The sequence below is a fragment of the Amycolatopsis endophytica genome (assembly GCF_013410405.1).
In the GTDB taxonomy this organism is placed as follows: domain Bacteria; phylum Actinomycetota; class Actinomycetes; order Mycobacteriales; family Pseudonocardiaceae; genus Amycolatopsis_E; species Amycolatopsis_E endophytica.
This window is the reverse complement of record NZ_JACCFK010000001.1, coordinates 786288-801179: the sequence shown is the minus strand read 5'-3', so window position 1 is coordinate 801179 and position 14892 is coordinate 786288. Positions and strand designations below refer to the sequence as shown.

Genomic DNA, 14892 nt, shown 5'->3' with positions numbered 1-14892 from the left:
GCAGGTCACCGTGGCCACCCACTGTCCCTACTGCGCCCTGCAGTGCGGGATGAGCCTGTCCGGCACCGCTGTCGCACCCCGCGAGTTCCCCGCCAACGGCGGGGGCCTGTGCCAGAAGGGCTGGACTTCGGGCAGCCTGCTCACCACCCCGGCTCGCCTGACCACGCCGCTGGTCCGGGTCGAGGGCGAACTGGTGCCCGCGACCTGGGACGACGCGCTCGACCTGATCGCCCGGCGCATCACCGAGGTGCAGGCCGGGCACGGCCGCGACGGGGTCGCCGTCTTCGGTGGCGGCGGCCTGACCAACGAAAAGAGCTACCTGCTGGGCAAGTTCGCACGCGTCGCCCTGGGCACGTCGCAGATCGACTACAACGGACGGTTCTGCATGTCGTCCGCGGCCGCCGCCGGGAACAGGGCGTTCGGCCTCGACCGCGGCCTGCCGTTCCCGCTGACCGACGTCGGTGACGCCGACGCGGTGCTGCTGGTCGGCGCCAACCCGGCCGAGACGATGCCGCCGTTCATGCAGCACCTGCGCAAGGCCATCGACTCCGGCGGGCTGGTCGTGGTGGACCCGCGGCGCACGCCGACCGCGGAGCAGGCGCGCCTGCATCTGGCGCCCGCGCCGGGCACGGATCTCGCGCTGGCGCTGGGAATCCTGCACGCACTGGTCGCCGACGGTCTGGCCGCGATGTCCTATGTGGACCGCCGGACCCGCGGTTTCGAGGCCGTGTGGCAGATTGTCGCCCGCTGGTGGCCCGAGCGCGTCGAACGGATCACCGGCGTCGCCGCGGCGGACCAGCGTCGCGTGGCGACGCTGCTGGCGAAGGCCCGCAGCGCCTACATCCTCACCGCGCGCGGCACTGAGCAGCACGCGAGCGGCTCGGACACCGTCAGCGCGTGGATCAACCTGGCCCTCGCGCTGGGCCTGCCGGGTCGCGCGGGTTCCGGGTACGGCTGCCTCACCGGGCAGGGCAACGGGCAGGGTGGCCGCGAGCACGGTCAGAAGGCCGACCAGTTGCCCGGTTACCGCAAGATCGACGACCCGGCCGCGCGCGAGCACGTCGCGCGTGTGTGGGGTGTCGACCCGGCGAGCCTGCCCGGTCCGGGCCGCTCCGCGTACGAGCTCCTCGACGCGTTGGGCACCGAGTCCGGTCCGAAGGCGATGCTCGTCTTCGGCAGCAACGTCGTCGTCTCCGGGCCCCGTTCGGCGCACGTCGCGGAACGCCTCAAGAGCCTGGACCTGCTCGTCGTCGCGGACTTCGTGCTGTCGGAGACCGCCGCGATGGCCGACGTCGTCCTCCCGGTCACGCAGTGGGCCGAGGAGAGCGGCACGATGACCAACCTCGAAGGCCGGATCCTGCTGCGCCGCAAGGCCATCGACGCTCCGGACGGGGTGCGCACCGATCTGGAAGTCCTCAATGGACTGGCGCAGCGCCTGGGTCAGCCCGCCGAACGCTTCCCGATCGACGCCGAGATCGTGTTCACCGAACTGCGTGAGGCGTCGCGGGGCGGTCTCGCGGACTACTCCGGTGTCACCTACGGCCGGCTGCACGAGGGTGAGGCGCTGTACTGGCCGGTGACCGGCACCGGGCACGCCGGAACGCCGCGGATGTTCCTGGACTCCTTCGCCCACGCCGACGGCCGCGCCCGGTTCGTCCCGGTCGAGCACCGCGGCCCGGCCGAGCCCGTCGACGACGAATACCCGCTGATCGCGACCACCGGCCGGGTTCTGCAGCACTACCAGTCCGGCGCGCAGACCCGCCGCACCGACGAGCTGAACGCGCTCGTGCCGGAGGTCTACGTCGAGGTCCACCCGGACACCGCCGCCCGCAGCGGCCTGGCGCACGGGGACTGGGCGCGGGTGGTCTCGCGGCGCGGGGAGACCACCGCGCGGGTGCGTTGCGTCGCCTCGATGCGGCCGGACACGGTGTTCCTGCCGTTCCACTTCCCCGGTGCGCAGCGCGCGAACCTGCTCACCAACCCGGCCCTGGACCCGGCGAGCCGCATGCCCGAGTTCAAGGTGTGCGCGGTCCGGTTGACCACGGAGGACGGTGCGGTATGACCCGCAGGGTGGTGGTGCTGGGCTACGGCATGGCGGGGGCCCGCCTCGCCGACGAGATCCGGGCGCGCGATCCGGAAGGCACGCGCGTCTCGCTGACCGTCATCGGCGAGGAGCCGCATGCCGCGTACAACCGCGTCCTGCTCTCCGCCGTCGTGGCGGGCACGATGCGCCCCGAGACGGTCCGGCTGCACGACGCGGACTGGGCCGCGCGGCATCACGTCGACCTGCGCACGGACGTCGGCGCCGAGCACATCGACCGCACCATGCGGCGGGTCCGGCTCACCGACGGATCCACTGTGGACTACGACGCGCTGGTGCTGGCCACCGGCAGCAAACCGTGGATGCCGCCGGTCGAAGGACTCACGCAGGATGACGGATCCCCGGCGCCCGGTGTGCTCACCTTCCGCACCCTCGACGACTGTGACCGCATCCTCGAAGCCGCCGAGGCCGGTGCCCCGGTCGCGGTGCTCGGCGGTGGCCTGCTCGGCCTGGAGGCGGCCCGCGGCTTGGCCGGGCGCGGGAACCTCGTCACCGTCGTGCACCCGGTCGGCCACGTGATGGAACGCCAGCTCGATCCCGGTGCGGGCCGGGTGCTGGCCCGCGTGCTGGGTGAGCTGGGCATCGATTTCCGGCTCGGCGCGGGCGCGGCCCGTTACCTGCCCGGTGACGGGCTCAAGCTCGACGACGGCAGCAAGGTGCACGCCGACCTCGTCGTGGTCAGCACCGGGGTGCGGGCCGAGACCGGGCTCGCCGCGGACGCCGGGCTGGAGGTCGACCGCGGCGTCGTGGTCGACGACGCGCTGCGCACCAGCGACGGCCGCATCCACGCGATCGGCGACTGCGCGCAGCACCCCGGCACGGCGTCCGGGCTGGTCGAACCGGCCTGGCAGCAGGCACAGGTGCTGGCCGATCTGCTGACCGGCGCCGACGTGTCGTCGCGCTACCGCGGCACGCGGGTCATCACCAAGCTCAAGGCCCGCGGCATCGACCTCACCGCGCTCGGCGACGTGCACACCGACGCCACCGACCCGGACGCCGAGGTCGTGTGCCTCGACGACCCGTCCCGCGGTCGCTACGCGAAGCTCATCGTGCGTGAAGAGCGCGTGGCCGGGGCGATCCTGCTCGGCGCGCCGGACGCCGCAGCGAACATCACGCACCTGTTCGACCGGGGCACCCCGGTCCCCCAGGACCGGCTCGCCGTCCTGCTCGGACGCGCGCTGCCGGGCGGGGCGACCGCCGCGTCGAGCCCCGCCGACCTCCCGGCGGCCGCCGTCGTCTGCCGGTGCAACTCCGTGACGAAGGGACGCCTGGTCGAGGCGTTCCGCGCCGGTGCCACCGACGTCACCGAACTCGCGTCCGTGACCAGAGCGACAACCGGATGTGGCAGCTGCCGCGACGCCGTCCGCGGCATCGCCGACTGGCTCGCCACCACCGCTTAGGGAGACCACATTGACAACGACCACCACCGCGCGCAGGCACTGGATCGAGCGCTGGGAGCCCGAGAACGAGTCGTTCTGGGCATCGACCGGGAAGAAGATCGCCCACCGCAACCTGTGGTTCTCGATCTTCTCCGAGCACATCGGGTTCTCCATCTGGACACTGTGGTCGGTCATGGTCCTGTTCATGGGCCCGCAGTACGGGTTCTCGGCCGCCGACAAGTTCCTGCTGACCTCCACCCCGACACTCGTCGGCGCGCTGGCGCGGCTGCCGTACAGCTGGGCGGTGGCCCGCTTCGGCGGTCGCAACTGGACGGTCATCAGCGCGAGCCTGCTGCTGATCCCCAGCGTCGGCGCGGCGATCGTGATGGAGCCGGGCACCCCGCTGTGGGCGTTCCTGCTGGTCGCCGCGCTCGGTGGCGTCGGCGGCGGCAACTTCGCCTCGTCCATGACCAACATCAACACGTTCTTCCCGGAACGGGCCAAGGGTATGGCGCTGGGCCTCAACGCGGGCGGCGGCAACCTCGGCGTCGCCGTGATCCAGCTGGTCGGCCTGCTGATCATCGCGACCGCGGGCACCACCGCGCCACGCATCATCCTCTACGTCTACCTCCCGCTGATCGTCATCGCCGCGCTGTGTTCCGCGCTGTACATGGACAACCTCGCCTCCGTGCGCAACGACCAGAAGGCGATGCGGGAAATCCTCGGCGACGCCCACACCTGGGTGATGTCGTTCCTCTACATCGGCACGTTCGGGTCGTTCATCGGCTACAGCTTCGCCTTCGGCCTGGTGCTGCAGAACCAGTTCGGCCGCACCCCGCTGCAGGCCGCCGCGGTCACCTTCCTCGGCCCGCTGCTCGGTTCGCTGTCCCGGCCCGCGGGCGGACGGCTGGCCGACCGGATCGGCGGCGCGCGGGTCACCTTCTGGACGTTCGTGAGCATGGCCGTGATGACCGCGATCCTGGTCATCGCGTCGAACACCCAGTCGCTCGCCCTGTTCACCGTTGCCTTCATCGTGTTGTTCGTCCTGACCGGCGTCGGCAACGGCTCCACCTACAAGAGCATCCCGGCCATCTTCCGCACCAAGGCCAGGGCGGCGATCGCCGCAGGCGCCGACGAGGAGGCCGAACTCCTCAGGGCCCGCAAGCGTTCGGGCGCGCTGATCGGGCTGGCCGGTGCGTTCGGTGCGCTGGGCGGGCTGTTCATCAACCTGGCGTTCCGCCAGTCGTTCCTGGACACCGGGAGCGGGGTGCCCGCGTTCGCCGGGTTCCTCGCCTTCTACGGGATCTGCTTCGTGGTCACCTGGGCGGTCTACCTCCGCAAGTCGGACGCCCCGGTGAGTGAGCGCGGGCTGGCACTCGCCGGTGCGCGGGTCTGAAGGGGGTTGGAGAATGCGCACACTCGTGGTCGTCGGGAACGGGATGGTGGGCCACCGTCTGGTGGAGGCGCTGCGGGACGAGGACACCGCCGACGACTGGCGCGTGGTCGTGCTGGCCGAGGAGCCGCACCCGGCCTACGACCGGGTGGCCCTGACCTCCTATGTGGACGGCTGGGACGTCGCCGCGCTCACGCTGTCCGGTTCGGACTACGCGGGTGACGACCAGGTCGAGCTTCGGCTGGGCGACCCGGTGACGGGTGTCGACCGCGCGGCACGGACGGTCACCACCGCTTCCGGGCATGTGCAGTCCTACGACGCACTCGTGCTCGCCACCGGTTCGCGCCCGTTCGTGCCGCCGGTGCCAGGGCATGACCTGCCGGGCTGCTTCGTCTACCGCACGATCGAGGACCTGGACGCGATCCGGGCGGCGGTCGAGCACGCGAAGGCGACGAAGCGGGGCCGGGCCGCGGCGATGGTCGTCGGTGGTGGCCTGCTGGGCCTGGAGGCCGCGAAGGCGCTGCGGGACATGGGCTTGTCGCCGCATGTGGTCGAGATGGCGCCGCGGCTGATGCCGATCCAGGTCGACGACGGCGGCGGCAGCCTGCTGCGCGAGCTGGTCACCGACCTCGACCTGACCGTTCACACCTCGACGTCGGCGGAGAGGATCGCGCAGGATGGCGACCGGCTGTTCACCAAGTTGACCAATGGCACCGAACTGGACCTGGACCTGGTCGTGTTCTCCGCTGGTGTCCGGCCGCGCGACGATCTGGCCCGTCAGTCCGGTCTGGAGGTCGGGGAGCGCGGCGGCATCGTCACCGACCTCGCCTGCCGCACCAGCGATCCGGACATCTGGGCCATCGGCGAGTGCGCCGCGGTCGAGGGCCGCTGCTACGGCCTGGTCGCGCCCGGCTACACGATGGCCGAGATCGTCGCCGCGCGGTTGCTCGGCCGCACCGGCGAGTTCCCCGGCGCCGACCTGTCCACGAAGCTCAAGTTGATGGGTGTGGACGTGGCCAGTTTCGGCGACGCCCACGCGACCACCGAGAACGCCGTCGAAGTGGTGCTCTCGGACGCGGTCGGCGGGTACTACAAGAAGCTCGTCGTGTCCGCCGAACAGGACGGTAGGCGCTTGCTCCTCGGTGGTGTCCTGGTCGGCGACGCGAGCGCGTACAACCTGCTCCGCCCGCTCGTCGGCAGCCCGCTTCCGGCCGATCCCGCCGCGATGCTCGCGCCCGAAGGCTCCGGTGCGGTGGGGGTTGACGCGCTGCCGGACGAGGCGCAGATCTGTTCCTGCAACGCGGTCAGCAAGGGCACCATCACCGGTGCGATCCACGACGAGGGCTGCGACAGCGTCGCGAAGATCAAGGGCTGCACCAAGGCGGGCACGACGTGCGGTTCGTGTGTGCCGATGCTGGCGAAGCTGCTGGACGCGTGCGGTGTCGAGCAGTCGAAGGCGTTGTGCGAGCACTTCACCCACTCGCGCCAGGAGCTGTTCCAGATCATCAGCGCCACCCGTCTGACCACGTTCGGCGAGCTGATCGCCAAGCACGGCACCGGCTCCGGATGCGAGATCTGCAAGCCCGCGGTGGCCTCCATCCTGGCGACCCTGGACACGACCGACCGCGACGGCGGTCACGTCCTGGCCGGCGAACAGGCCACGCTGCAGGACACCAACGACCACTTCCTGGCGAACATGCAGCGCAACGGCACCTACTCGGTCGTGCCGCGGATTCCCGGCGGCGAGATCACCCCGGCGAAGCTGAAAGTGATCGCCGAGGTGGCCGAGGACTTCGGCCTCTACACCAAGATCACCGGCGGGCAGCGGATCGACCTGTTCGGCGCGACCGTGGACCAGCTGCCGCACATCTGGAAGCGGCTGGTGGACGCCGGGATGGAGTCCGGGCACGCGTACGGCAAGTCGTTGCGCACGGTCAAATCGTGCGTCGGGTCGACGTGGTGCCGCTACGGCGTGCAGGACAGCGTCGGGCTGGCCGTGGAGCTGGAGCTGCGCTACCGGGGTCTGCGGTCACCGCACAAGCTCAAGTCCGGCGTCTCCGGCTGCGCCCGCGAGTGCGCGGAGGCCCGTGGCAAGGACTTCGGCGTGATCGCGACCGAGAAGGGCTGGAACCTCTACGTCGGCGGCAACGGCGGAGCTCTCCCGCGGCACGCCGAACTGCTGGCGTCCGATCTGGACAAGGACACGCTGATCGCCTACATCGACCGGTTCCTGATGTTCTACGTGCGCACCGCCGGCCGGCTGCAGCGCACCGCGCCGTGGATCGAGGAGATGGACGGCGGGCTCGACCACCTGCGTGCGGTGATCGTCGACGACAAGCTCGGCATCCGCGACGAGCTGGACGCCGCGATGGCCAAGCACGTGGAGAACTACGCCGACGAGTGGCGCGGCGTGATCGAGGACCCGGAGAAACTCGCCCGGTTCACCTCGTTCGTCAACGCGCCGGGCACGCCCGATCCGACGATTTCGTTCCGCGCGGAGCGGGACCAGAAAGTTCCCGTCCTGCTGGGTGTTCCGGAGGTGGTGTCGCGATGACGGCTGTGCAGACGGTGGTGGAGATCTGCCCGGTCGACCGCCTGGTTCCGGGGCGCGGGGCCGCCGCGCTGCTGCCGGACGGGCGGCAGGTGGCGGTGTTCCGGACCGTGGGCGGTGACGTCTACGCCCTGTCCAATGTGGATCCGTTCACCAGGGCAGCGGTGCTGTCGCGCGGGATCATCGGTGACGTCCGTGGTGTGCCGTACGTCGCGTCGCCGATGCTCAAGCACCGGTTCGAGCTGGCCACCGGCCACTCACTGGAGGACGAGACGGTGGCCGTGCGCACGTATCCGGTGAGCGTGGTCGAGGGCATGGTGTACCTCCAGCCATGACCGACCCCGCGCCGACCCATCCGCTGGCCGGCTTCGCGGTGGGCATCACCGCCGCGCGCCGGGCGGACGAGCTCGGTGCGCTCCTGGTGCGCAAGGGCGCGACCGTGCGGTACGGGCCCGCCATCCGGATCGTGCCGCTGGCCGACGACACCGAACTGCACGCCGCGACGGTGCGGATGCTGGCGGAGCCGGCCGACATCGTGGTCGCGACCACCGGGATCGGGTTCCGCGGCTGGGTCGAGGCCGCGGAGGGCTGGGGGCTGGGCGAGGAGCTGGTCGGCTGCCTGGACAAGGCGTCGCTGCTGGCCCGCGGCCCGAAGGCACGCGGGGCGATCCGCGCGGCCGGGCTGTCGGAGGTCTATTCACCCGCGTCGGAGAGCAGCGCCGAACTGTTGCAGCACCTGCTGGAGTCCGGAGTGGAGGGATGTCGGATCGCGGTGCAGCTGCACGGCGAACCGCTGCCGTATTTCGTGGAGTCGTTGCGGGACTCGGGCGCCGAGGTGATCGAGGTGCCGGTCTACCGCTGGGTCGGGCCGTCCGATCCGGGACCGCTGGACCGGCTGATCGATGCCGTGCTGGACGGCTCGGTGGACGCGATGCCGTTCACCAGCGCACCGGCCGCGGCGAGCACACTGGCGATGGCCAGGCGCACCGGGCGTCTCGGGCCGCTGGTCGGGGCGCTGACGCACCGGGTGCTGGTCGCGTGCGTCGGCCCGATCACGGCGGCGCCGCTGGCCGCGGTCGGAATCCCGACCATGCAACCGGAGCGGGCGCGGATCGGCGCGTTGGCGCGGACGGTGGCGCAGGCGCTGGTGGAACGGTCACCGAGGCTGTGCGCAGCTGGTTGTGTGGTCGAGCTGCGCGGGCAGGCGGTCATTGTGGACGGTCAGCTGCGGGAGGTGCCGCCGGCGCCGATGGCGGTGCTGCGGGCGCTGGCCCGTGAGCCGGGCCGGGTGGTGTCGCGGCGCGAGCTGACGGCAGCACTGCCCGGCGGTGGTGAGGAACACGCGGTGGAAACCGCGATCGGGCGGCTGCGGACGTCGCTCGGGGAGGGGAAGCTCGTGCAGACCGTGGTGAAGCGCGGATACCGGCTGGCGGTGGAACGGTGATCGTCCTGGCGGCACACGGAACCCGCGACCCGCACGGCGCGCGCGTGGTGGAGGAGCTGGCGGAACTGGTGCGGGCGGAGACGCCGGTGCCGGTGCGCGTCGCCTACGCCGACGTCCGGCAGCCCGACGTGACCACGGTGCTCGACTCGGTACGTGGCCACCAGGCGGTCGTCGTGCCCGCGTTCCTCGCGGCCGGCTACCACGTGCGGACCGACATTCCCGCGCAGATGGCGGCGAGCAAGCACCGCGACGCCCTGCTGGCCGATCCGTTCGGTCCCGCGCCGGAGCTGGTCGGCGTGATGCGTGACCGGCTCGCCCGGGCGGGTTATCGCGAGGGCGACGCGGTGGTGCTCGCCGCGGCCGGGTCCAGTGATCCGCGTGCGCTGGCCGAGGTCCGGTGCGCGGCCGGTCAACTGGCGGATCTGCTGGGTACGCCGGTCCGGGCCGGTTACGTGGCGACCGCCCGGCCGACGATCGCCGAAGCGGTGGCGCAGGCGCGCGGGCGCCGGGTGGCGGTGGCTTCGTGGCTGCTCGCGCCGGGGCTGTTCCAGCGCAAGGTGCTTCAGGCGGGTGCCGACGTGGTCGCGGACCCGCTCGGCGTGCACCCGGACGTGGCCGGTCTGGTGCTGGCGCGGTACCGGCGGGCGCGGCGGGAACCGGCAGTGGCGGCTTGACCCTTGTGGTTCGGTAGATGAAACAGTAGTTTCTGTTTTTGTGATGCGTTACGTGAACAGGGTCGTTCTGATCACCGGCGCCGGGCAGGGGCTCGGCCGTGCCATGGCGCACCGGTTCGCCGACGAGGGCGCGTCGCTCGCGTTGTGCGACGTCAACGAGGGCGCGGTCAAGGAGACCGCGGCCGACTGCATCGACGTGCGGGCCTCGGCGGTCGACGTGTCCGACGCGGAGCAGGTCAGCGCGTGGGTGGCCGAGGCGATGTTCGAGTTCGGCCGGATCGACGTGCTGGTCAACAACGCGGGCGTGATCCGGGACAACCGCCTGGAGCGCATGACCGACGACGAGTGGGACGCGGTGCTGAACGTCAGCCTGCGCGGCATGTTCAACTGCAGCCGGGCCGTGTTCCCGGAGATGAAGCGGCGCGGGTACGGGCGGCTCCTGTCGTTCTCGTCGATGTGCTGGCGCGGCAACTTCGGGCAGGCCAACTACGCCGCCGCGAAGGCCGGAGTGGTCGGGATGGCACGCACCATCGCGCTGGAAGGGGCAGCGCACGGCGTCACCTCCAACGCCATCGCGCCCGGGCTGATCGACACGCCGATGCTGGCCTCCATGGACGACGCGGCCCGCGCGAAGCTCGCCGCGCGGGTGCCGGTGGGCCATATCGGCGACCCGGCCGACATCGCCGAGGCCGCGGCCTTCCTGTGCTCCGAGGCGGCCGGGTACGTGACCGGCGTCGTGCTCGACGTGGACGGCGGGATCAGCGTCGGCAGTGCCCTGCGCTGACTCATGGTTCACTCGTAGCTCACGCTCATCGCCTTACCGCGCCCCGGCGACGCGACGCCCTACTGCTGTCCGGGCGGCACGTCGGGGGACGCGCGGGGTACAGCACGCCGTGGTGGAAGACGGCGCTCGTGGCGGGCGTCGGCGGCGCGATCCTGGCCGACACCCTCCTCGACGGCTTCCACCACCACGGTTTCGGCGACTGGTTGTGAGCAGGACTCAGTCCCAGCTCACCCGCAGATCGGCGAACCCGCGTGTCTTCGCCACGCGCTCGGCTTCGTCCTCCGCGGCCTTGCGGACGGCGGGCGGCAGCGGGTCGAACGCGGTGATCGTGAAGTCCAGCCGCTTCCGGCCACTGCCCTTGGACCGCCACACCCCGGCCACTTCACCGTCGGCGAGCAGCACGCCCGGATTGCCCAGGATCCGCCACACCTCCTTCTGCCGCGCGCGGTCCGGCACCAGCAGGGACCGGTCGCGGGACTGCAGGAACGGGTCCCACGGCGGCAGCAACCGCACCACGTCCGGCTCCGGCGGGTTCTCCAGCGCGGCCACGTCGCGAACCGGGAGGAACGCCTTCCGCCCGTCCACCCGGACCTCGGTCAGCTCGTCCGGCCATATGCGCTTCACCACGGACACCGTCGTGCCGACGAACCCCGCCGCCTCCTTCGCCGTCGCCGGGCCATGCAGGTGCAGGTAGTCGCGCACGACCGACGCCGCCGCGGCCGGGTCCGGTGTGGTCCGCATCCGGGGGCGCCCGTCCAGCGGCGCCAGCGTCGCGGGCTGCGCGCCCGCCTCCAAACGCACGCCGCCGTGGATCGCCGCCAGCCGCATGAGCTGTTCCAGGACGTGCGTCGCCCCGCAAACCCGGCACCAGTACGACAGGCCGTCCGGGATGATCTTCGTGATCGCCTCGCTCGCCGCGCCCTTGCTCATCACACCGGTGACGACCTTCCGCAACGCCTTCGCCGCGGTGAACAACCCGTCCAGCGCGCCCATCCCGGCGGCCTCGACCTGCTTGCGCTGCCACTGCATCCGCGCCATCGCGTCGTCCTCGCCGAGCGGGACCAGCGCCGCGGCGACCCGGCCGATCCCGTCGGCCCGGTGGAAATGCGGCGCCCCGCGGTGCGTCCACGCCAGCACGAACCGCGAGTCCTCCACAATGGACTCCTCGGTGACCGGGCCGGGCAGGCGTGCCGCGAGGGAGATCGCCGCCGTGTCCCGCTGGGTGCTCTGCAGGCCGAGGTCGAACACCGCGAGCCCGGCCGGGTCCGGCCGGTCGCGGTGCAGGCCCTGTGCGGCGATCCGGTGGGCGAGCACCTGCTCGCGGCCGACCTCGGGCATCACAGTTGGTGGTCGAAGGTGTAGTTCATCGTCTCGCTCGCTCCTCCGATCGTGCCGGTGCCGCGCAGGCCCGCCAGCTCACCGGTGCCCGAGCCCTCGACGACGGTGAACGTGCCGTGGACCCCGTCCGCGCCGTAGGACACGTCGTGCCGGATCACGAAGCTGCCCTTCCGCCCGTCCACACTGCCCTCGATCCGCTCGAATCCCGGCGCGGTCTGCCCGCTGCCGGTGAAACCCTCGCCCGGGTAGTACAGCAGGTACTCGCACACCGACTCGCCCTCGATCAGGCCCGAGTACGTGAACGTGCAGTGCGCGTGAGCGTAACGCGGGCCATCCGCAGGGCCGCTGACAACCGTCTCGTCCCAGCTGCGCATGGTGAAAGTGTTCGTCATGCCCCCAGTCTGCGATCCTGACCTGACATCTTCTGTCAGGTTTTTCGGAGATACTGGATCGGTGCGTGCGAGCAGGTTGCTGTCGGTGCTGCTGCTGTTGCAGAGCCGTGGCCGGATGACCGCCGAGGAGCTGGCCGACGAGCTCGAAGTGTCGGTGCGGACCGTGTACCGGGACATCGACTCGCTGTCGGCCGCCGGGGTGCCGGTGTACGCCGAGCGCGGGCGGGCCGGCGGCTACCGGCTGCTCGACGGCTACCGCACGCGGCTGACCGGCCTGACCGGGGAGGAGGCCCAGTCGCTGCCGCTGGCCGGGCTGCCGGACGCGGCCGCCGAACTGGGCCTGGGCACGGTGCTGACGGCCGCGCAGCTCAAGCTTTACGCCGCGCTGCCGGACGAGCTGCGCACCCGCGCGGGCAAGGTCGCCGAACGGTTCCTGCTCGACGTGCCCGGCTGGTTCCGCGGCATCGAAAGCCTGCCGGTGCTCGCCGAGGTGGCGCAGGCGGTGTGGGACTCGCGGCGGGTGACCGTGCGGTACCGCCGGTGGGACGGCAGCGAGACGGACCGCGTCCTGGAGCCGCTCGGGCTGATCCTCAAGGCCGGGAACTGGTACCTCGCCGCGCGCTGCGACGGCGCGAACCGGACCTACCGGGTCTCGCGGATCCACGACCTCGAACCCGGCGCTCCCTTCGAGCGCCCCGACTTCGACCTCACCGCCTACTGGCGGGAGTGGTCGGAGCAGTTCGAACGGCGCCTGTACCCACGGGTGGCCGTGGTGCGGCTTTCCCCGCTCGGCCGCGACCTCGTACCGTTCTACCTGGGAGCGGTGGGTGCCCGCGCGCTGCGGGAGTGCACCGAGGTCCCGGACGAGGACGGGTGGTTGCGCGTGGAGTTACCGGTGGAGCCCGGCGCCCCGGCGCTCGGGGAGCTGCTGCGGTTCGGGCCCGAACTGCGGGTGCTCGAACCCGCCGACCTCCGCGACCAGGTGGCGGCGGCGATCGACCGGATGGGTGCGTTCTATGGGTGATCTGAGCGGGATCACGATCGGCGTCACCGCGGAACGGCGTGCCGAGGAGTTCATCGGCGCGCTGGAACGCAACGGCGCCACCGTGCGGCACGCGCCGCTGATCCACATCGTGCCGCTGCCCGGCGACGAGCGGCTGCGCGCCGCGACCGAGGAGGTGCTGGCCGAGCCGCTGGACCTCCTCGCGGTCACCACCGGCGCCGGTTTCCGCGGCTGGATGGAGGCCGCCGAGGGCTGGGGGCTGCGTGATCCGCTGCTCGCGTCGCTGACCAGGGCGCGGGTGTTCGTCCGCGGCCCGAAAGGCAAGGGCGCGGTGCGCGGGCTCGGTCTCACCGAGGAATGGGCCGCGCCGGAGGAGAGCAATCGCGAGCTGTTCGGCCACCTCCTGGAGGCGGGTGTGGTGGGCGCGCGCGTGGCGGTCCAGCTGCACGGGTCGCCGCTGACCGAGCACGTGTCGCGGCTGCGTGCGGCCGGGGCGCGGCTGATCGAGGTCCAGCCCTACCGCTGGGAGTGGCCCTCGGACCTGCACCCGGCGCACGAACTGCTGGCCGGCGTGCTCGACGGCCGGGTGCAGGCGCTCGCCTTCACGAGCGCCCCGGCCAGCGCGAACATGCTGGACCTCGCCCGCGAGCGCGGCGCCTACGACGAGCTGTTGCGCGCGCTGCGCGGGGACGTGGTGTGCGCGTGCGTGGGCCCGGTGACCGCCGCCCCGTTCACCGAGGCGGGCGTGCCGACGCTGCAACCGGAGCGGCAGCGGCTGGGCGCGCTGGTCAAGCTGCTGGTGTCGGAACTCGGGCCGCCGCGCGGGTGACGGACTCCCGCACCTTCTCCAGCGCCTTCGCGCGGTCCCGCTCGGACAGGTGCGCGGGCCCGTAGGTGACCACCGGGTCGAGCACCCGGAAACCGACGAACTCCAGCATCCCGCGGCGGATGTGGAACAGGAAGTCGTCCATCGGCCCGAAGCTGCCGCCGGGCCGGAACGACTCGCTGCGCCCTCCGGTGGTGATCAGCAGCATCGCGCGCTTACCGGCGAGTGCTGCGTCGTCGAAGAGCCCGTGATCGCCGCCGAAGACGCCGCCCATCACGAACACGCGGTCCACCCACCCCTTGAGGATGGCGGGCATCGAGAACCACCACATCGGGAACGACAGCACGAGCAGGTCGGCGGCCAGCAGCCGGTCGAGGTGAGCGCGGACGGCGGCGTCGAGCGTGCCGTCCGCGATCGCGCGCATCTGCTCCGCCTGCGGTTTGAAATGTCCCTCCACCGGCGCGAACTCGTCGCGCGCGAGGATCGGGGCCCACGCCTGGGCGTAGAGGTCGAGGACGTCCACCCGGTACCCGGCGTCGCGCAGGGCCTGTGCCGCGGTGGTCATCTGGGCGGTGCTGAACGAGTGGGGTTCCGGATGCGCGTGGACGATCAGAGCGGTGGGAGCGGCGTCGGTTGTCATGGCATCATCATATCGAGATATCGCGGTACGTCAATCAGACTGTGTCGGTGATCATCCGCGACACCTGTGCGAGCTGTTCCTCGTCGCGCCGGTAGTGGGTCCACTTGCCGATCCGGGTGGGGTGCACGAGGCCCGCCCGTTCGAGCGTGCTCATGTAGCTGGAGACCGTGGACTGCGCGAGGCCCGACTTCGCCTGGATGTGCGTGACGCAGACGCCGACCTCCTCGCGGTCCGCGATCGGCTCGTACTCCGCGAAATGGGTTTCCGGGTCCCGTAGCCACCGCATGATCTGCAGGCGGGCCGGGTTGCCGAGCGCCTTGAAGACCTCGACCAGGTCGGTGTTCGTGATCATGGTCCGCCTCTCTGC

14 protein-coding genes are annotated in these 14892 nt (G+C 71.6%); 10 read left to right on the top strand and 4 right to left on the bottom strand.

Annotated features, from left to right (window positions below; translation table 11 throughout):
* Positions 1 to 49 precede the first annotated feature (49 nt).
* Genes HNR02_RS03860 through fabG form a run of 8 tightly spaced genes read left to right on the top strand, consistent with a single transcriptional unit; the run spans position 50 to position 10326 of the window.
* Positions 50 to 2062, top strand: a complete 2013-nt coding sequence (locus tag HNR02_RS03860) for a molybdopterin oxidoreductase family protein (protein ID WP_218903387.1) — start codon at positions 50 to 52, stop codon at positions 2060 to 2062.
* Positions 2059 to 3501, top strand: coding sequence for an FAD-dependent oxidoreductase (locus HNR02_RS03855; protein WP_179771842.1), 1443 nt, complete (start codon positions 2059 to 2061; stop codon positions 3499 to 3501). Before HNR02_RS03860 ends, HNR02_RS03855 begins: the two co-directional genes overlap by 4 nt.
* 10 nt (positions 3502 to 3511) lie before the next feature.
* Entirely contained in the window at positions 3512 to 4876 is a 1365-nt protein-coding gene (locus tag HNR02_RS03850) for a nitrate/nitrite transporter (RefSeq protein WP_179771841.1), read from the top strand.
* Between the two features lie 13 nt (positions 4877 to 4889).
* The gene (gene nirB / locus HNR02_RS03845) at positions 4890 to 7427 is read left to right on the top strand and encodes a nitrite reductase large subunit NirB (protein WP_179771840.1); all 2538 of its coding nucleotides are present in this window, start codon (positions 4890 to 4892) and stop codon (positions 7425 to 7427) included.
* On the top strand, positions 7424 to 7759 hold the full coding sequence (gene nirD / locus HNR02_RS03840; protein WP_179771839.1) for a nitrite reductase small subunit NirD: 336 nt from the start codon (positions 7424 to 7426) through the stop codon (positions 7757 to 7759). Before nirB ends, nirD begins: the two co-directional genes overlap by 4 nt.
* Positions 7756 to 8868: a uroporphyrinogen-III synthase gene (locus HNR02_RS03835; RefSeq protein WP_179771838.1), complete on the top strand. Its 1113-nt coding sequence runs from the start codon at positions 7756 to 7758 to the stop codon at positions 8866 to 8868. The genes nirD and HNR02_RS03835 overlap by 4 nt, the downstream gene beginning before the upstream one ends.
* On the top strand, positions 8865 to 9542 hold the full coding sequence (locus HNR02_RS03830; protein WP_179771837.1) for a sirohydrochlorin chelatase: 678 nt from the start codon (positions 8865 to 8867) through the stop codon (positions 9540 to 9542). The genes HNR02_RS03835 and HNR02_RS03830 overlap by 4 nt, the downstream gene beginning before the upstream one ends.
* Before the next feature lie 43 nt (positions 9543 to 9585).
* The gene (gene fabG, locus HNR02_RS03825; protein ID WP_218902637.1) at positions 9586 to 10326 is read left to right on the top strand and encodes a 3-oxoacyl-ACP reductase FabG; all 741 of its coding nucleotides are present in this window, start codon (positions 9586 to 9588) and stop codon (positions 10324 to 10326) included.
* 216 nt (positions 10327 to 10542) lie between these two features.
* Here the strand turns inward: fabG and HNR02_RS03820 are convergent, their stop codons facing one another.
* Complete coding sequence (locus tag HNR02_RS03820) at positions 10543 to 11664, bottom strand: winged helix DNA-binding domain-containing protein (protein WP_179771835.1); 1122 nt, start codon at positions 11662 to 11664, stop codon at positions 10543 to 10545.
* The gene (locus tag HNR02_RS03815; RefSeq protein ID WP_179771834.1) at positions 11664 to 12056 is read right to left on the bottom strand and encodes a DUF3224 domain-containing protein; all 393 of its coding nucleotides are present in this window, start codon (positions 12054 to 12056) and stop codon (positions 11664 to 11666) included. Before HNR02_RS03815 ends, HNR02_RS03820 begins: the two co-directional genes overlap by 1 nt.
* A gap of 61 nt (positions 12057 to 12117) precedes the next feature.
* Here HNR02_RS03815 and HNR02_RS03810 point away from each other — a divergent pair, with 61 nt between their 5' ends.
* Positions 12118 to 13080: a helix-turn-helix transcriptional regulator gene (locus HNR02_RS03810; protein WP_179771833.1), complete on the top strand. Its 963-nt coding sequence runs from the start codon at positions 12118 to 12120 to the stop codon at positions 13078 to 13080.
* Positions 13073 to 13888, top strand: coding sequence for a uroporphyrinogen-III synthase (locus HNR02_RS03805; protein ID WP_179771832.1), 816 nt, complete (start codon positions 13073 to 13075; stop codon positions 13886 to 13888). The genes HNR02_RS03810 and HNR02_RS03805 overlap by 8 nt, the downstream gene beginning before the upstream one ends.
* Here HNR02_RS03805 and HNR02_RS03800 read toward each other — a convergent pair.
* Positions 13848 to 14525, bottom strand: coding sequence for an NAD(P)H-dependent oxidoreductase (locus HNR02_RS03800; RefSeq protein WP_179771831.1), 678 nt, complete (start codon positions 14523 to 14525; stop codon positions 13848 to 13850). The two genes, HNR02_RS03805 and HNR02_RS03800, sit on opposite strands and share 41 nt — an antisense overlap.
* 34 nt (positions 14526 to 14559) lie before the next feature.
* The gene (locus HNR02_RS03795; protein ID WP_179771830.1) at positions 14560 to 14877 is read right to left on the bottom strand and encodes an ArsR/SmtB family transcription factor; all 318 of its coding nucleotides are present in this window, start codon (positions 14875 to 14877) and stop codon (positions 14560 to 14562) included.
* Positions 14878 to 14892 lie beyond the last annotated feature (15 nt).